The organism is Janibacter sp. HTCC2649, from assembly GCF_000152705.1.
GTDB lineage: Bacteria > Actinomycetota > Actinomycetes > Actinomycetales > Dermatophilaceae > Knoellia.
Genome location: NZ_CH672413.1, coordinates 2,094,432 through 2,111,711 on the forward strand (window position 1 = coordinate 2,094,432; position 17,280 = coordinate 2,111,711).

A 17,280-nucleotide genomic window follows, 5' to 3' on the forward strand; every position below is an offset into this window, starting at 1 on the left:
CGTCAGTGGCTCGCGGCTGGCCCGGGCTGTCAGTCGTCGGGGTCGGTGGCGGGGCGTTCGTTGTAGCTGTCCACCCGTTCCTGCCCGGTGAGGGCGGCGATCGAGTCCATGACGTCGTCGGTGAGCTGGCGACGGGCACGCCCGGCGGGCAGGCCGGCATACGCCGAAGGCAGGATCGGCTTCCCGAACGCGATGGTGACGTCGGCGAATCGCAGCCCGCGCCTGTCGGCAGGCTGGACCCTGTCGGTGCCGATGAGACCCACAGGAACGACGGGGACGTCTGCGGTGAGGGACAGGAACGCGACGCCGGTCTTGCCGCGATAGAGGCGGCCGTCACGCGAGCGCGTGCCCTCGGGATAGATGCCGAATGCCTTGCCGTCGCGCAACACCGTGAGCGCGAGGTCGAGCGAATCCTTGGCACCACCAGCGTCGTCGCGGTCGACCGGGATCGCGTCGCCAGCCTCCATGAAGCCGCGAACGAGTCGTCCCTTGATGCCCGTGCCGATGAAGTAGTCGTGCTTGGCGAGGAACGACACCTTGCGCGGTGCGGCGACCGGGATCGCGAAGCTGTCGATGAAGGAGAGGTGGTTGCTCGCGAGGAGCACGCCGCCCTCCTTGGGGACGTTGTCCTTGCCGAGGATCTTCGGGCGCCAGATCGCGTGCGAGAGCGACATCATGGCGGTCCGGCCGACCCAGTAGTACGTGCTCATGCGTCCTCTTCGTGGATGACTTTGCCGCCGAGGACTCGCTCGATCACGGGAACGCCAACCTCCCCGAGGCCTTCCATGTCTTCGTCGTCGTCGCTGCGTGCGGAGTCGTCGGCGACCTGCGGCTCGTCGGGGTCGGGTTCGGACGCGACGGCCACCTTGGCGCGTGCGAACGGGCTCACCGCCTCGTCCGTGGCGCCTCCGCTGGCCCACGCAGGGGCGGTTGCGCCGTCGGCGGGTCCGCTCCCCCACTCGGCTTGCGCTGTGGGCGGCTGACTTGGCACGTATGCCGCCTGCTCGCCTTCGCGGTCCGCCTGCCCTTGCGCTTTGGCGCCGTTGGCCTCGGCCCGGGCCTGCGCCGACTGCTGGTTCTGGGCCGGACGGGCCTGCTCGGTGCGGGGTGCGGCCACGGGCTCGGGACGGTTGGGGTCGATGGTCGCGACCCCGGGGACGCCTCCGGCGGGAGCGGAGCCATCGGCGGGCACACCCTCGACGCGGGTGTCGATGCCGAGGACGTCGATGAGCGCCTGCTGCACGTAGGTCGCATGCGGTCCGCGGCGGAAGGTGTTGGCGAGACCGGTCGTCGAGATGCCGAGGAGCAGCCGCTCCCCGTCGTAGTCGAGGACCTGGGCGTGCTCGGACACGAACGTCCACGTCGTGCGGCGGAGCTCGAAGACCTTGGCGAGGACGTCGGGCCAGGAGCGCCGGATGGCCGCCGTGTCGAGTCCGGCCGGGCGTGCGGCAGGGGCTTGCTGGGGCGGGGCATCGACCGGGTCCTGAGCCACAGGGGCCGCGACAGGCTCCGAAGTCTGCTGGGCAGGCTGCTGCGGCGGGGACTGCGGTTGTTGCTGGGGCGCTTGGAACTCGGGAGCCTGAGGCGCGGACTGCTGCTGCGGCTCTGGCGCGCGTTGCGGCTCTCGGGGCTGCTGGTAGTGGTCCTCGGGCTCGATGAACTCGGGCTCGTCCAGCTCGGGCGGCTCGTCCATGGACTGCTCGGGAACGACGGACGCAGGGGCGGGAGCGGCGACGTTCTGCCGGGGCGGCTGGAGATCCTGTTCGGTCTTCGGTTGGACCGCCGGGGCGACCGGCTGCACCGGCGCCTGGACGGGCTGAGCCTGCGCCGGCTGCTGCACCTGAACCGGCTGCGACTGCTGCACCGGCGGACTGGGCGGACTCGGCTGGCGCACCTGCGCCGAGGGCGGAGCGGCAGCCGCACCCGTCGGAACTCCGCCGACGTCAAGGCGACGTTCGAGACGATCCAGGCGAGCGGCATACCCCGCTTCTCCGGCAGCGCCGGGCAGCAGCAGGCGAGCCGCGATGAGCTCGAGCTGGAGGCGCGGCGCCGTCGCACCGGTCATCTCGGAGAGTCCGGCGTTGACGATGTCGGCGGCGCGCGAGAGGGCGCCGGGGCCGAACGCGGCCGCCTGCTGGCGCATGCGCTCGAGCTGGTCCGGGGGCAGGGCACGCAAAACAGCAGAGGCGCCATCGGGCACCGCCGCGACGACGATGAGGTCACGCAGCCGCTCGAGCAGGTCCTCGATGTAGCGACGAGGGTCGAGCCCGGTCTCGATGACCCGCTCGATCGACGAGAAGGCGCCCGCACCATCGCCCGCGGCGAAGGCATCGATCGCGGCGTCGAGGAGCTCGCTGTCGGTGAAGCCGAGGAGCGCGGCGGCCGACTCATAGGTCAGTCCCTCGGCGCTCGAGCCGGCGATGAGCTGGTCGAGCACGGAGAGCGAGTCACGCACGGACCCGCCACCGGCGCGCACGACGAACGACAGGACACCCGGCGCCACCGCGACCTTCTCGGAGACGCAGAGCTTCTCCATGTATTCGGTGAGCTGCCCCGGCGGCACGAGGCGGAACGGGTAGTGGTGGGTGCGGGAACGGATCGTGCCGATGACCTTCTCGGGCTCGGTCGTCGCGAAGATGAACTTCACGTGCTCCGGCGGCTCCTCGACGATCTTGAGCAGCGCGTTGAAGCCCTGCGGCGTCACCATGTGCGCCTCGTCGATGATGTAGATCTTGTAGCGACTCTGCGCCGGGCCATAACTGGCGCGTTCGCGCAGGTCACGGGCGTCGTCGACACCACCGTGGCTGGCCGCGTCGATCTCGATGACGTCGACCGTGCCGGCGCCACCGCGGGCCAGCGCCACGCAGGAGTCGCACTCGCCACACGGGGTCGGCGTCGGGCCCTGCTCGCAGTTGAGGCAGCGGGCGAGGATGCGGGCACTCGTCGTCTTGCCACACCCGCGCGGTCCGCTGAAGAGATAGGCGTGGTTGACGCGTCCCGTCCGCAGCGCCTGCATGAGCGGCTCGGTCACGTGCTCCTGCCCGATGACGTCGACGAACGTCTCGGGGCGATAGCGGCGGTACAGGGCGGTGCTCACGGCGTCCAACCTAGTCGCCGTGAACGACAGCCGGTATGCCGCGTTCACCAGCCTGTGGAGGGGCTCGCGGCAGCGGGTCGCTAGCGTGGCGCCATGGATGTCCGAGCCGAAGACGTGTCAAAGGTGATCGGCCCGGCGACCCTGCTCGCGCCCGTCACCGTCACCGCCCCGAGTGGGTCGTGCCTCGTGCTGCGCGGCCCCAACGGCTCTGGCAAGACGACGCTGTTGCGCATCCTCATCGGGATGATGCCGGCGACGACCGGTCAGGCGTTCATCGGCGAGACGAAGGCGGACGAGCGCGACCCTGCCGTGCGGGCGGCCGTGGCTGCTCTCGCCGGAGCGCCTGCCACCTATCGCGACCTCACCCTGCGCGACCACCTCGTCCTCCTCGACGCGACCTGGGCCGGGGATGCCGACACGACGGACGAACGTGTGGCTGCGGCGCTCTCGTCCCTGGGGATCGGGGCGCTCGGTGGCAGGTTCCCGCACGAGCTGTCGTCGGGGCAGACACAGCTGTTCCGGTTGGCCCTGACGTTGTTCAGGCCGAGTTCGGTGCTGGTCCTCGATGAGCCCGAGCAGCGGCTCGACACCTCCAAGCGAACCCTCGTCGCCGAGCTCATCGCTGCCCGGCGCGACGCGGGGACCACCGTCGTCCTCGCCTGCCACGACCCGATCATCACGGAGCGCGTGACGGCAGGCTCGGCAGATCAGGTCGTCGACCTCGTCGCCGCCGAGGGCTGACGCGCATGTCCGAGACCCACGCGAGCGATGCCGAACGGCTCGCCGACACCGTCCACGTCCTCCACGGATCGGGTGGCAATCCCGCCCGCAAGGAAGTGGCGTATGCCGCGTACGTCGCCGTCATCGTCGTGGGGCTCTACGGCTTCCCGTTGCTGCGCGCTCTCGTCATTGCGGCCGACCGGGACACCATGGCGTCGGCGCTGCGCTCGCCCTGGTCGGCGCTGGTCCTGATCGTCGCCGTGGCGGCTGTGGCGCTGGCTGCGCGAGAGGCCGGGCGGGTGCGCGGGCCGATCGTTGCTCCTGTTCCGTGGATCGACCATGTCGTGGCGTCGTCCATCGACCGGTGGGCGAGCTTGCGGTCGTGGTTCGGATACTCACTGTTTGCAGCGCTTTTCGCGGGTGGTCTGGCTGGGTTGGCAGTCGGCGGCGGGTTCGCCGGCGCACATGCCGCCGGGTGGTGGATCCTGCCGGTCGGTCTCGTCGTGGGGTTGCTCGTCGGACTGCTCGCCGGCACCGCGTGGCTCGTCGGCCAGAGTCGCCTCTCTCCCCCGCCGCCGCCCGGGAGCGGGCCGTGGTGGGTGCGCGAGGTGCGACGACTCGGGGTCCACGACCTGCGCACGCAGTCGTCCCGGTCCAACCGCATCGTCGGTGGAGTCCAGGCCGGTGACCTGCGCGCCGTCCGGCTCGAGGCCGCTCGGCCCGTCACGCGCGGTCGCGATCTGCGGCTGCGGCATCGTGGGCCGATCATGACGTTGGTCGCGAGGGACGTTCTGGGACTTCGGCGCTCGCCCGGCGCCGGTCTCGTTGGCTTGCTCCTGTGCGCTGCCGCTGGTGGCGGAATGGGCGCGACCCTCGGCAGCACCGCCGTCCCGCCGCTCGTCGGATTTGTGGCGGGGCTGGTGAGCCACCTCGGCTTCGGCGCGCTGTCCGAGGGGCTGCGTCTTGAGGCCGACACCATGGGGACGCCTCCTCTGTTCGGTGCGCCTCCGGTGCGGGCGGCTGCAGCGCACCTGCTGGTTCCCGGCGCGATCCACCTCGTCACAACCGTTCTCGTGGGCTGCATCACGGGGGTTTCCCTGGGCGCCGACCTCGGCTCGGTCCTGCCCTGGCTCGTCATGACCACGGTGTTCCTCGCGGGCGGAGCTCTCCTCGCGGCCTACCGTGGGCGTCCGCCGTCGAGCCCGTTCAACCCGGTCCCGAGTCCTCAGACCGTCGCCATCTGGTACGCGTTCCCACTACTCCTCGGCACCCTGCTCATCGGCGGGATGGTCTGGGGCGCAACGCAATTCCCCACCAATGGCTACTTCGTCATCGCGACCTGGGTCGCTGGTTTCTGGCTCGTGTACGCCGGCCTCAACCGGGTGCAGCGAGAGAACCTCGCCCACCGCGACGTCTGAGTCGCCCGGGGCTACGACGACTTGGCCGCGCGGCGGCGCTCGGGCAACCCAGCGGCATACAGGGCTGCGCCGACGAGCACGGGCTGGAAGAAGAGGCGGATCAGCCGCTTGGTGTCCGTGTCGAGGCCGAACGCGCTGACACCGTCGACGTACTGCGCGATGTTGCCCGGGAAGATCGCGACATAGAACGCGGCGAGCGCGAGGCCGGTCGTGCGGCGGTACTTCGGCAGCGCGAGCAACGCCAGGCCGAGCCCCACCTCGGCGACACCGGATCCGAGCACGACAAGGTCCTCATCGACAGGCACCCAGCTCGGAACCTGCGCCCGGAACTCATCCCGGGCAACGGTGAGGTGCGTGACCCCAGCCCCGGCCATGAAGACGCCGAGCGCGAGACGGGTGAGGTTCTGCGAGAGCGTGGCCGGAACCTTGCGCGTGAGGAAGCCCATGCCGTCACCGTAGACCTGCAGGCTCAGCCGGCGTTGACGACTCCGTGCTCGTAGGCGAACACCACGGCCTGGGCCCGATCGCGCAGCCCCAGCTTGGCGAGCACCCGCGACACGTGCGTCTTGACCGTCTGCTCCGCGACGAACAACCGCGTCGCGATCTCGACGTTGGACAGTCCGCGGGCGATGAGTTCGAGCACCTCGAGCTCGCGCGGCGTCAGTTCGCGCAGCCGCGGCGAGTCCTTGGGCACACCCGACCGCGACTTGGTCACCTCAGCAATGAGCCGTTTCGTCACCGAGGGCGCGAGGAGCGAATCCCCCGCCGCCACAACGCGTACGGCCCGCGCGAGCTCCTCCGACGGCGCGTCCTTGAGCATGAATCCGCTCGCCCCGATGCGCAACGCCTCATAGACGTAGTCGTCCACGTCGAACGTCGTCAGCATCAACACGTGCGGGCGATCCGGACTCGGCGACGCAAGAATCGTGGCGGCTGCGTCGAGACCGTTGACCTCCGGCATACGCACATCCATCAGGACCACGTCGGGCTTGAGCCGGGAAACTTCGCGCACGGCCTCCGCCCCGTTGGCCGCCTCACCGACGACATGGAGGTCCGGTTGGGCATTGAGAAGGGCGCCGAGCCCCTGCCGCACCATCGCCTGGTCGTCGACGATGACCACTGTGATCATGCGGTTCAACCTAGTCCGCTGACCTGCGGGCGGCCCGTCAGCGGCACCGTCGCGATGACGACGAACCCTGCGCCCACCGGCTCTGCCTCGAACGTTCCGCCGACTGCGCGGACCCGTTCGAACATGCCGGGTATGCCGTTCCCTCCGCCTTCGTCGTCGCCGCCAGTCCCAGCGCCCTCGCCGTTGCGTCCGCGCGGATGGTCGGGTTCGCGACCAACGGCGCGGACGTTGTGAGTGGGCGGCGGGGAGTTGCGGACCATGAGCCGGGCCCAGCCGGAGTCCTCTTCAAGCGTCAGCTCGACCGCGGCACCCGGCGCGTGACGGGCCGCGTTGGCCAGCGACTCCTGGGCCACGCGATAGAGCACGAGCGCGGTCCCGGGCGGCACCTGGGTCGGGTCGAGACGCAAACGGGAGGTGAGCGGCATACCCGCCGCCTTCGAAGCCTTGACCAGCGCTGGGAGCTGGGTGAGATCCGGCAGGGGGGCGGTCTTGACAGGGCCGCGTTCGTCGCGCAGGACGCCCAGGACCGAGCGCACCTCGGTGAGGGCCTGACGCGCTGACCCCTCGATGGCCGAGAACTCCGCGACAACCTCGGGATCGGTGACCCCGTGGCGGATCGGGGCACTCTGCGCCTGCACGACGATCATCGACATGTGGTGCGCGACGACGTCGTGGAGCTCACGGGCGATGCGACTGCGCTCCTCGACGACGGCTCGGCGGGCGCGTTCGGTCTCGACCTCGTCCTTCTGGACGGCGAGCTGGCGGCGCGAGATGACGAGCCAGCGCACGAGGAGTGCGACGCCCATGACGAGCGCCTGACCGAGCGCCCACGGCTTGAGGTCGTCGGGCATGGCGACCACGAGGAGGACGCCGGTCGCGATGATGACGACGGGGATCTCGCGCCACCGACCCCACAGGCCCACGGCCACGATCGTCGCGAGCAGCACGAGGAACTGGACGACCGGCCACGGCATCGGTGAGTCGAAGAACGCTGGAACGACCGCCCACCAGAGCACCGACACGGCTGCCGCGATCGCCCAGCCGACGAAGGGCGCCCGCCTCAGCAGGACCAGGGGCACGGCCTCGGCCAGTGCGAGGACCGGCAGCAGCGACACCGGCACGTCGTGGGTGAGGGAGATCGTGGACCAGCCGATGATGAACATGACCAGGGCGAGAAGGCCGAGCACGGCGTCGTTGTGACCGGCGACCCACCGCAGCCCATGCCACAGAGGTCGCCACAACGGGCGCATCAGCCGACGGACTGCACGCCCGCTGGCTCCGATCACTCTGCCTCCGACCATGCCCCCAACAGTAGGCAGCGAGCGCGGCCGCGTCGTCATACGACGGAGTGAACCCGGGGTCACTCCTGGGTATCACCCGGCTTCGCTGGTCGCCCTCCGGTGCCGCCCGTGAACCGCTCCCGAGGGCGACGACCGCGAGTGCTGCCGACTCCGAGTGTTGCCGCATGTTCACGAGACACCACGCACTTCGAGTCGTCGTCGTCACCGGCCTCGCCACGGCAGCCGGCCTCCTGCTCGCCCCGACCGCGTCGTCACGGCCAGTGCCGGACCGTGCGGCCGAGCAGGCCCTCACCGCACTGGTCTCGCAGCCCGCAGCCGCAGCGAACTCCGCTGTGCCGCAGGATTTCGAGGCCCGCTTCGGCTACCGGCCGACCGTCGCCAACGGGCTCCTCGGGGACCCGTCCGGTGAGTGCTCATCGCCCGTCCCGCTGCCGGCCGAGTTCACGGCCGCGTGCCGTCAGCACGACCTGGGATACGACCTTTTGAGGTATGCCGGCCGGTCCGGTCGCGCTCTCGCTCCCGACGCGCGCCGGTCCGTCGACACCCAGCTGGGCATGAATCTGGCGACCTCGTGCTCGACGCGCGAGGAGTCCCTGAGCCGGGCCACGTGCCTTGCCTGGGCCGACATCGCCGAGGGGTTCGTGCGGATCAACAGCGCCCGCCAGGGCTACGACGTGCCCGAGTCGGAGACGGCCAGGTCGATCGCGCCGGGGGTCAGCCTCGGCGTCGCCGCAGCCGGAGGCGTGGTGCTGCTCGTCCCGGGCCTGCGACGCCGGATCGGGGGTGCGTGATGACCGCCCTGACTGGTCGCCCCCAGGGCCGACTTATTGCGCAATCCGTCGGAGGGAGCGCAGCGAGTGACGCCGGATTGCGCAATGAGTCGCGGGTTATGGGCGCGTTGACGTTCCGCCTGCCCCGCGCGTCGTCCGCCCTCGCCACGCCTGTCGCCCTCGGTGCCGCGACGTTCCCGTCGTTCCTCCCCCAGCAGTCGATCGCCCTCGGCATCCTGGGCGCCCTGTCGTTCCTCGTCGTGCTCGGCCTCACCCGCCGCATCGCCGGCCCGCGCCAGCGTTTCACCGGTCGGACCCACCACCTGGCGGTTGGACTGGGAGGTGCGCTCACGGCATACATCGCCGTTCTTTCCGTCTCGACGCAGAACGGGATGCGCGCCCGGATCGGCATGGATGCGTTGTCGCTCAGTGATATTGGCGTCGCCGCGGCGACCACTCTGGCCATCGTCGGGTTCGTCCGTGGGGTGCGCTGGGCGTGGCGGCGACGGGCCCGGGTGTCACGTCGCCTCGTCGCGGTCGTGGCCGGCCTGTCGTTGCTGAGCTTCGCGCCGAGCGCCCAGGCCGATGCCGGCACAGTCGCGCCGGCGTCCGACCAGGTCCTGCTCACGGCCTCCCCCGTCGGTGCCGTTCGGGCATATGCCGGCATGGCCGATTCCGCGGACAGCGCGACGCGTGCGCGAATCGCGGTCGAACGCCTCGTCGCCGCCGGAGGCCTGACGCGCAAGCACCTGCTCGTGGCCATCCCGACGGGCTCGGGATGGGTCAACCCGGCGTTCGTCGAAGGAACCGAGCGTCGGTTCGGTGCCGACGTGGCGACCGTGTCGATGCAGTACGACACGCGCCCGAGCTGGGTGGCGTTCCTCGTGAACCGCGACGGCGCCATCGACGGGGCCAGCGCTCTGCTGGAGGCCGTCGCCGCCGAGGTGGCCACCCTGCCCGAGCCCAAACAGCCACAGGTCCACGTCGTCGGCGAGAGCCTTGGTGCGACGGCGGGACTCGCGGCGCTGCGCGACCCGGCTGCGGCCGACGTGCGCGATGTCGTGTGCTCGACGTTCTGGCTCGGGATCCCGGGAGGTGACGGTCGGACCGGGCTGCCCCGCGAGACCATCGCTGCGAACGCCGACGACCCAGTGGTCCACGCGAGCCCGTCGATGTTGTTCACGCCGACGGGCGAGGGTCGGCCCTGGTTGCCGGTCGTGTCGTTCGTGCACGCAGGGGCTGACTTCGTCGAGTCGCTGGCCGTGCCGGCCGGCTCGGGTCACCGCTACGGCTCCGACCAGCCGGAGCGGCTGCAGACCTGCGACTGATGTGCGATCGACAGTGCTGAGTGAAGGGTGCAGGCCGGGTCGACCTATCGTTGATGCATGCGCATCGATGTCTGGTCCGACCTGGTCTGCCCCTTCTGCCACATCGGCCGTCGCCGTCTCGAACTCGCCCTCGAGCAGTTTGAGCACGCGGACGAGGTCGAGGTGACCTGGCACAGCTACCAGCTCGACCGGTCCGCCCCGCCCGTCCTCGAGGGCTCGAACGTCGACCGGATCGCCGCGAAGTACGGCAAGTCGCGCGAAGAGATGGTGGCCCAGCACGAGGCCATGGCAGCCGAGGCGGCCGAGGTCGGGCTCGACTTCCAGTGGGAGAAGGTCGTCAGCGGCAACAGCTTCGACGCCCACCGCGTCATCCACCTCGCCCGGGCCCGTGGCCTCGAGGCGCCGGTGACCGAGCGGATCATGCGCGGCTGGTACTCCGAGGGCGCCGCGATCGGCAACACCGACACCTTGGTCGGCCTGGCGGTCGACGGCGGGCTCGGCGAGAAGGACGTGCGCGAGATGCTCGGGTCCGACGCCTACGGCTATGACGTGCGTGCCGACGAGGCGACCGCCAACCAGATCGGCGTCACGGCCGTGCCGACGTTCGTGCTCGACCAGAAGTTCGCCGTCACCGGCGCCCAGCCCGTCGACGGGCTGCTGCGCGCGCTCGAGCTGACGTGGGAGGACCGGGCCAACCGTCCCGAGGCCGCCGCGGGTGGCTGTGGCGGGTGCGAGGGCGGCTGCGGCTGCGGCGCCTGACCCACCTTCGACGGCCCCATAGCGGAAGAAGGTCCCACACCTCGCGGTCTCTATGCCGCGTTCCGTGGGACCTTCTGTGCTGCCGGGACAAAGAAGACACCCCGCGTACCTGGAAGAGCTCACCTGCCCTTGCTGCATTCCTGCCCTGGGGGAGTTCGGCGAGGTACCACCACGCGGGGTGCCGGGTCCAAGTCTAACCCGGCAGTCGGGACCGACTCCAACTCGGTGGACATGCACCAGGGCGGTGGCACGATGCCCACATGCTGCCGTGGGTTGTCGAAGGAACAGAAGCCAAGTGGGGCACAGCCGACGACCCCGAATCCCAGATCAGCACCGGCCCCGACGGAATCCGGACCGAGAGTGCCTTGATCCCGTGGGACGACGTGCTGTCCCTCAGAATCGAGGTGCCGACCACCTCGCGTCGAGTGGCCCATGGACTCCAGTGGCTCGACCTGCTGCTGGGCCAGGGCGAGAGCGAACTCCCCGTTGAAGCCATCACGTTCACCCTGTCGCGACGCAGGCAGGAGCAAGTGTTGACCGTTCCATCGCAGGAATTCGACTGGCGAATCAACATTGCGTTGCGCGAACTCCTCGACGTCCTCGGCCGGCAAGTGCGCCTCATGGGCGATGTCCATGTCCTCGACGCTGCAGTGCGAGCCACGTACCGGCAGATCCCGCGGCGAGCGCGGATGTTGATGCGCACCGATCTGTTCGGGCTCGAGCGCCAGTTCGGAGGTTGGGCAAGCACTCGCCGAGCCATCGAAAAGGTCGTCACCGATGTCACTCCCTGTCGACCGGCGGACGATCAACCGTGAGGTTTGAAATCGCGACACGCCGAGTGGGGTTGCCGGGAGAGATGGGTTGATAGTCGGCCGGTCGGCGACCGCCTTCAGGAGAGATGGACGTATGCCGGGTGCCTGGGGATTGCGCCCGTCTCACCGAGCATCTCGGCCAGGAGGAGAGCTCCCTCGAGTGCGCCACCCGCGGCCGGCGTCAGGGTCGCGCCGGCAGCGGCAACCGCCGACTCGAGCGCCGAGCGCACGGGCGCCGCGTTGAGCAGCCCACCCGTGGCCACCAACGTGGGCGACGGGATGCCCGCGGCGGCGGACAACAGCGACTGCGCCAGCGACTCCCCCGCCTCCTGACAGATCTGCGCCGCCACTGCGTCCCCTGCCAGGGCAGCCTCGACGACCTGCGGCGCGAAGGACGCCAACAGTTCAGGTGCGTTGGTGCCGGTCATCACCCGACGGGGCCAGCGCGACGTCGCACCGAACGCCAGCTCCCCCGACACGAGCAGCCGCTCCGACCCGTCGCGGAGACCGTCATGACGACGCAAGCCCGCCCGCAACCCGGAGAGCCCGACCCATGCGGCGGAACCCCGGTCGCCGAGCACGTGACCCCAGCCATCTACGAGCCGCCAGACCGAGGTGGCCTCCCCACCGAAGTCCGTCCCGAACGCCACGGCACCCGTGCCCGCCGCCACGACCGCCCCCGGCCGCACCGACCCCAGCGCGCCGACGAGCGAGGCGACGGCGTCACTCACGACAGCCGTTCTCGCAGCACCCAGCCCGGACGCCACCGTCGAGACGACCTCGGCCGGATCCGACAGGAAGAGCAACCCACGCTGGGACCAGCAGACCGCGTCGATCGCGACCTCAGACCCTGCGCCGACCCCGCCCTCGGCCAGCAGCCCGGCCGCGTCTGCCGTCAGCGCGGCCACGTCCACGCCTCGCTCCACGATGCGAGCGCCAGGTGCGGTGTGCACGGGACTCAGCTCACCGGCATACGCCCATTGCAGTCGCAGTCCGGAACCGCCCACGTCGACGCCGACGACGGCGCCCATCAGGACGTCAGCGAGGTGAGCGCGACCGCGACGGAGTCGTCGTGGGCACCGAGCGCGGCGACCGCGGCTTCGACGGGTACGCCAGCGAGGAGCGAGAGGAGCGCCGGTTTGAGCTGGCCATCGGAGGCCTCGAGAGCAGCGCGCGCATCGGTCTCGCTGGCGCCGCTGGCCTCCTGCAGGATCCGGACGACGCGCCCGCGCAGCTTGGCGTTGGTCGCGACGACGTCGACCATGAGGTTGGACCAGGTGCGGCCGAGGCGAATCATCACCGCAGTCGAGAACGCGTTGAGGACGAGCTTCTGAGCCGTGCCGGCCTTGAGCCGCGTCGAACCGGTGAGCACTTCAGCGCCGGTCTCGGGGGCCAACAGGTGATCGGCGTATGCCGCCAGCTCGGCTCTCGGGTTCGCCGTCACGAGCGCTGTGCGCGCTCCCCGCTCGCGGGCGCCCGCGAGTGCGCCTTGGACGTAGGGGGTGCGGCCGGAGGCGGTCAGGCCGATGGCGATGTCGTGTGAGGTGAGGGTGGAGGCCTCGGCGCGACCGAGTTCGACATCGTCCTCGACGTTCTCGACCGCACTCACCAGGGCGGCGGACCCACCGGCGTGGTGCGCGACGAACAGCCCGGGCGGCGCGTTGAAGGTGGGCAGCAGCTCGGCTGCGTCGAGCACCGCGAGGCGCCCGGACGTCCCGGCGCCGAAGTAGTGGACGTGCCCCCCGGCGCGGATCGCCTCGACGGCGTGGTCGACGAGGCGGGCCAGCTCGGGAAGGACCTCGGCGACGGCGTCGGCCACCGTGCGATCCGCATCGTTCATCAGGGTGAGGATCTCGAGCGTCGATGCTGTGTCGATGCCGGTCGTGCCCGGATGCCGCTCTTCGGTGGGTGCGCTCACCCGGACGTCACTGACCATTTTCGTAGGTTAGTTTCTCACGTCGTCAGCGTCAATCATGTGAATTCATTACGCGAGGTGATGGCCCGACACGGCCTTGCGGCTCTCGACCACGGCCTTGCGGGCTCGGGGCAGGTCGCGCTGGGCCACGGCGATGAAGAGGCAGTCCACCACGGTGAGGGCGGCGATGCGGCTCGCCGTCGCTCCCGACCGCAGCGACGTCTCGCGGGCGGCCGTCGTCAGCACGATGTCGGCCCCCTTCGCGAGCGGTGAGAGCGGGAAGTTGGTGATGGCGATCGTCGTGGCGCCTCGCTCACGCGCGGCTGCCAGCGACTCGATCGTCTCGCTCGTCGCCCCCGAGTGGGAGATGCCGATGGCCACGTCCTTCTTGGTGAGCAACGTGGCGCTCGTGAGGGCGATGTGCGGGTCGTTCCAGGCGAACGAGACCACGCCGATGCGGTGGAGCTTCTGCTGCAGGTCGCTCCCCACGATCGCGCTCGCACCGATGCCGTAGATGTCGACGCGGGTCGCACCGGCCAGCCCGTCGGCCGCCTTCTTGAGCGCTTGGCGGTCGAGCTGCTGCGCGGTCTCCTCGACGGCGCTGGAGTCGAGGGAGGCGACCTTGGCGATGATGTCGTCGATCGTGTCCGTCGCGCTGATGTCGCTGCCCGCCATGCGCTGCTCCCGCGGCAGGGCCGACTCGGCAGCCAGGCCGAGGCGGAGCTGTGGGTAGCCCTTGAGGCCGAGTCGCTTGCAGAAGCGCAGCACCGTCGTCTCGGACGTCTGTGCTGCCTGAGCCAGCTCGGTGATCGTCAGGTCGGATGCGCGCCGGGCATCCGCCAGGACCTGCGCCGCGACCCGGTCCTCGGCTGGCGTGAGCGTGGGGCGGATCCCACGCAGGCGAACGAGGAGTGGCGCGTCAGCCACGTCGGACAGCGGAATCGGTGATGACATGGCCCAAAACTACGACCTCGATCGCTTCGTCCAGCCCGAAGCCGAGAATGTGTTCGAGGAAGCATCGCTGTCGACGACCACGCCACCCTGGCCAACGACGCGAATCCTGCTCACCGCGACGCCGCGCCCCAGGGTGTTGCCGTCCGTCGTGTAGCGCCATCTCAGCGTCTGCTGGCCGCCAGCGAGCTCGGCGCGCACCTGGGACCAGCGTCGCTCACCGGGAGTCCCGCTCACGGATCCGTCCTCTTCGCCCGTGCGCGTATCGCCCGGGTGGCGGATCTCCATCGGGACGAGCGTCCACGTCGTGCCGTCGGTCGAGGACTCGAGACGGAGGATGTCGGTCTCCTCGGTCTCGGCGATGAGGTCGAAACCGAGACGTGCCCCAGCCGCCGGGACAGCGAGCGGCACCGACAGGACCGCGTTGGTCGCGTGGAGCGCCTGTGCCTCCCACTCCACGTGGCTGCCACGCGGCGTGATCGGCAGCGCCCTACCCAGGCCGCCGGCCCATTCCTGGCGAGCGACGTTGATGCTGCCCCACGCCCGCGACGGGTGAACGCGGTTGGTGAGCAGGACGGCGAAGGACCGCGACGTGAAGTCGATGACGATCGACGTTCCCGTGTAGCCCGTGTGGCCAGCAGTGCGCGGCCCGCTCAGGGCATCCATGTACCAGGTCTGGTTGAGCTCGAACCCGAGTCCGTGGTCGTCGCCGGGGAAGGCCTGGTTGAAGTTCGTGATGAGCAGCGAGACGCTCTTGCGGTCGAGGATGCGAGCGCCGCGATGGGTGCCACCGTTGAGGAGGGCCTGAGAGAGGACCGCCATGTCGTCCACGGTCGAGAACACTCCGGCGTGACCGGCGACTCCGTCGAGGGACCATGAGTTCTCGTCGTGCACCTCGCCCCAGACCATGCCGCGGGCGGGCACCGCCTGGTACTCGGTCGCTGCTGTGCGCTCCTTGACCGCGGGGTTGTAGCCCGTGTCCTTCATGCCCAACGGCCGGGTGATCCGCGCGCCGACGACCTCGTCGAGCGACTGGCCCCGCAGCCGCTCGACGAGAACGCCGAGTGTGATGAGGTTGAGGTCGCTGTAGAGATAGACCGTGCCCACGGGGTTGGTGAGCGGCTGGTTCATCACGGCAGCGATGCGTGAGGCCTTGTCGGGGTACTTGCTGTAGAGCGGGAGCCACGCGACGAACCCGCTCGTGTGGGTCAGCAGGTGCCGGATCGTCACCGCTTCCTTGCCCGCGGCCCCGAACTCCGGGAGGTACTCCGCGACCGCCGTCTCCAGCCCAACCCGCCCCTCCTCGATGAGCTGGACGACGGCGATCGAGGTGAACAGCTTTGACACGGAAGCCATGTCGAAGATCGTGTCGCGCTTCATGGGGAGCCACTCGCTCTGAGGCAGCTCCTCCGTCGCGTTGCGGTAGCGGAGCGCGTAGCCATCGGCCTGCGTGGCGACGACGACCCCGTCGTGGGCCATGAGCCCGACGTGTCCGGGATAGAGGGGGTGGCCGCCAGCCGGCGCGGTCTGGTGGCCGATCACCTGTGCCTTGGCGACCTCGATGGGAGCCGGGTCGAGACCGACCGACGCGGGGGTCCCGTCGCGCAACACCGTCGACGGCGGGGCGAACCCGGTGAACGGCTTGTCGAAGTCATCAGCCCTGGCCACGCCTGGTGCGAAGAACGCTGTGCCAGCGGCCAATCCGCCACCGAGGACCACGCGTCGCGAGAGGTTCATCGGGTCGGACCCCCGTAGATGAGGAACGGCTGTCGCGCCGCGTCGAACGCCGCCAGCTCGTCCTTCCATGCGCCGATGACGGTGTCGGCGTCGGCGCCGGCCGTGATCTGGTCGCGCAGTCGGGTCGAGCCAGAGAGCTTGTCGATCCAGTACGGCCGCGCCGGGTCGTAGGTGTCGTAGCGCCACTGGAACGCGCTGTAGAGCGCCTTCGCCGCGACGAGCATCTCGACGCCCACCCGCGTCGGGTCGATGGCGGACGGCTCGAGGATCTGGACCTGCACGCCGCCACACACCAAGCCGACGTGCTTGTTGAACGTCGGCGTGAAGTAGGCCTCGCGGAAGCCGACTCCGGCAATCCCGCGGCCTGCCAGACGATCGGCCCACTTGTGGTCGATGTAGGGCGCGCCAATCAGCTCGAACGGCCGCGTCGTCCCGCGACCCTCCGAGAGGTTCGTGCCCTCGAACATGCCCGTCCCCGGGTAGACGAGTGCGGTGTCGGGAGTCGGCATGTTGGGACTGGGCATGACCCACGGAAGTCCCGTCCCGGCATACGTGACATCACGTCGCCAGCCCTTGACCTCGACGACCTTGAGCTCGGAAAGGTGACCACCATTGGTGTCGGTCGGCAGGATGATCGCGTCGAGGTACTTCGCGAGCTCGCCAACGGTCATACCGTGCGCCTGGACGATCTTCTCGGCGCCCACACCCGAGGTCCACGCGTCGGTCATCATCGGCCCAAAAGCCTTGCCGCCAATGGGGTTCGGGCGGTCGAGCACGACCATGGAGGCGCCGGTCTCCACGCACGCCTTCATCGCCGTGTACATCGTCCAGATGTAGGTGTAGAACCGCGAACCGACGTCCTGGATGTCGAAGACGACCGTGTCGACGCCAGCAGTGCGAATCATCTGCGCGAACTTCGCGGTCGTCGCGCCATAGGCGTCATAGACCGTCAGGCCGGTGCGCTCGTCGACGTAGGTGTCCTCCGCCTCGCCGGCCTGAGCCGTGCCGCGGAAGCCGTGCTCGGGCCCGAAGACGCCCTTGATGTCGACGGCACCGGACTCGTGCATCTCGTCGACGATCGTGCGCAGGTTCATCAGGATGCCGGTGGGGTTCGTGATGATGCCGACCTTGCGTCCGGCCAGGACGGACCAGTTCGCGGCGGCGGCGACATCCGCACCGGGCGTCACCTTGCGCTTGGGGTCATTCACGACGGAGGGGTATGCCGCTGGGCTGGCAAACGCTGCCGGGGCACCGAGGGTGAGGGCGGCGGCTCCGGCGAGCCCGGCCCCGCCCGTGAGGAGCTGGCGACGGTTGGGACTGGTCATGGTTCTCTCCATTCATCA

At 70.0% G+C, this 17,280-nt stretch carries 16 protein-coding genes and 1 other RNA gene; 6 read left to right on the top strand and 11 right to left on the bottom strand.

Features of this window, described 5'->3' with window-relative positions; translation table 11 throughout:
• Positions 1-29: 29 nt before the first annotated feature.
• Both JNB_RS10015 and JNB_RS10020 read right to left on the bottom strand, forming a co-directional pair.
• Entirely contained in the window at positions 30-710 is a 681-nt protein-coding gene (locus tag JNB_RS10015) for a 1-acyl-sn-glycerol-3-phosphate acyltransferase (RefSeq protein WP_009776337.1), read from the bottom strand.
• On the bottom strand, positions 707-3,097 hold the full coding sequence (locus JNB_RS10020; protein WP_040883685.1) for a DNA polymerase III subunit gamma and tau: 2,391 nt from the start codon (positions 3,095-3,097) through the stop codon (positions 707-709). The genes JNB_RS10015 and JNB_RS10020 overlap by 4 nt, the downstream gene beginning before the upstream one ends.
• A gap of 93 nt (positions 3,098-3,190) precedes the next feature.
• Here JNB_RS10020 and JNB_RS10025 point away from each other — a divergent pair, with 93 nt between their 5' ends.
• Both JNB_RS10025 and JNB_RS10030 read left to right on the top strand, forming a co-directional pair.
• On the top strand, positions 3,191-3,838 hold the full coding sequence (locus JNB_RS10025; protein WP_009776339.1) for an ATP-binding cassette domain-containing protein: 648 nt from the start codon (positions 3,191-3,193) through the stop codon (positions 3,836-3,838).
• A 5-nt stretch (positions 3,839-3,843) separates the two neighbouring features.
• Positions 3,844-5,235, top strand: a complete 1,392-nt coding sequence (locus tag JNB_RS10030; RefSeq protein ID WP_009776340.1) for a hypothetical protein — start codon at positions 3,844-3,846, stop codon at positions 5,233-5,235.
• An 11-nt stretch (positions 5,236-5,246) separates the two neighbouring features.
• Here JNB_RS10030 and JNB_RS10035 read toward each other — a convergent pair whose 3' ends face one another.
• From JNB_RS10035 to JNB_RS10045, 3 genes are read right to left on the bottom strand one after another with little or no spacing between them, the layout of a single operon-like run.
• Entirely contained in the window at positions 5,247-5,681 is a 435-nt protein-coding gene (locus tag JNB_RS10035; RefSeq protein ID WP_009776341.1) for a membrane protein, read from the bottom strand.
• A 23-nt stretch (positions 5,682-5,704) separates the two neighbouring features.
• Positions 5,705-6,364, bottom strand: a complete 660-nt coding sequence (locus JNB_RS10040; protein ID WP_009776342.1) for a response regulator transcription factor — start codon at positions 6,362-6,364, stop codon at positions 5,705-5,707.
• A gap of 5 nt (positions 6,365-6,369) precedes the next feature.
• The gene (locus tag JNB_RS10045) at positions 6,370-7,665 is read right to left on the bottom strand and encodes a sensor histidine kinase (RefSeq protein WP_158306134.1); all 1,296 of its coding nucleotides are present in this window, start codon (positions 7,663-7,665) and stop codon (positions 6,370-6,372) included.
• 164 nt (positions 7,666-7,829) lie between these two features.
• On the opposite strand from JNB_RS10045, the gene JNB_RS10050 reads away from it, so the two are divergent.
• From JNB_RS10050 to JNB_RS10060, 3 genes are all read left to right on the top strand, one after another.
• Entirely contained in the window at positions 7,830-8,456 is a 627-nt protein-coding gene (locus JNB_RS10050) for a hypothetical protein (RefSeq protein WP_009776344.1), read from the top strand.
• A 98-nt stretch (positions 8,457-8,554) separates the two neighbouring features.
• Complete coding sequence (locus tag JNB_RS10055; protein ID WP_009776345.1) at positions 8,555-9,763, top strand: alpha/beta-hydrolase family protein; 1,209 nt, start codon at positions 8,555-8,557, stop codon at positions 9,761-9,763.
• 57 nt (positions 9,764-9,820) lie between these two features.
• Positions 9,821-10,522 carry a DsbA family oxidoreductase gene (locus JNB_RS10060; protein WP_009776346.1) on the top strand — a complete coding sequence of 234 codons (702 nt, stop codon included), beginning with the start codon at positions 9,821-9,823 and terminating at the stop codon, positions 10,520-10,522.
• A gap of 89 nt (positions 10,523-10,611) precedes the next feature.
• On the opposite strand, the gene ffs is transcribed toward JNB_RS10060, so the two are convergent.
• Positions 10,612-10,708: signal recognition particle sRNA small type (ffs, locus tag JNB_RS20940), an RNA gene on the bottom strand.
• Positions 10,709-10,782: 74 nt separating this feature from the next.
• On the opposite strand from ffs, the gene JNB_RS10065 reads away from it, so the two are divergent.
• Positions 10,783-11,337 carry a hypothetical protein gene (locus tag JNB_RS10065; protein WP_009776347.1) on the top strand — a complete coding sequence of 185 codons (555 nt, stop codon included), beginning with the start codon at positions 10,783-10,785 and terminating at the stop codon, positions 11,335-11,337.
• Between the two features lie 74 nt (positions 11,338-11,411).
• Here the strand turns inward: JNB_RS10065 and JNB_RS10070 are convergent, their stop codons facing one another.
• The 5 genes from JNB_RS10070 to JNB_RS10090 are packed head-to-tail and all read right to left on the bottom strand — an operon-like array spanning position 11,412 to position 17,262.
• Positions 11,412-12,365, bottom strand: coding sequence for a BadF/BadG/BcrA/BcrD ATPase family protein (locus JNB_RS10070; protein WP_009776348.1), 954 nt, complete (start codon positions 12,363-12,365; stop codon positions 11,412-11,414).
• On the bottom strand, positions 12,365-13,270 hold the full coding sequence (locus JNB_RS10075) for an N-acetylmuramic acid 6-phosphate etherase (protein ID WP_009776349.1): 906 nt from the start codon (positions 13,268-13,270) through the stop codon (positions 12,365-12,367). The genes JNB_RS10070 and JNB_RS10075 overlap by 1 nt, the downstream gene beginning before the upstream one ends.
• A gap of 48 nt (positions 13,271-13,318) precedes the next feature.
• On the bottom strand, positions 13,319-14,203 hold the full coding sequence (locus JNB_RS10080) for a MurR/RpiR family transcriptional regulator (RefSeq protein ID WP_009776350.1): 885 nt from the start codon (positions 14,201-14,203) through the stop codon (positions 13,319-13,321).
• A 9-nt stretch (positions 14,204-14,212) separates the two neighbouring features.
• A complete protein-coding gene (locus JNB_RS10085; RefSeq protein ID WP_009776351.1) occupies positions 14,213-15,937 on the bottom strand; it encodes a serine hydrolase in 1,725 nt (574 codons plus the stop codon).
• Positions 15,934-17,262 carry an exo-beta-N-acetylmuramidase NamZ domain-containing protein gene (locus JNB_RS10090; RefSeq protein WP_009776352.1) on the bottom strand — a complete coding sequence of 443 codons (1,329 nt, stop codon included), beginning with the start codon at positions 17,260-17,262 and terminating at the stop codon, positions 15,934-15,936. The genes JNB_RS10085 and JNB_RS10090 overlap by 4 nt, the downstream gene beginning before the upstream one ends.
• Positions 17,263-17,280: the final 18 nt, after the last annotated feature.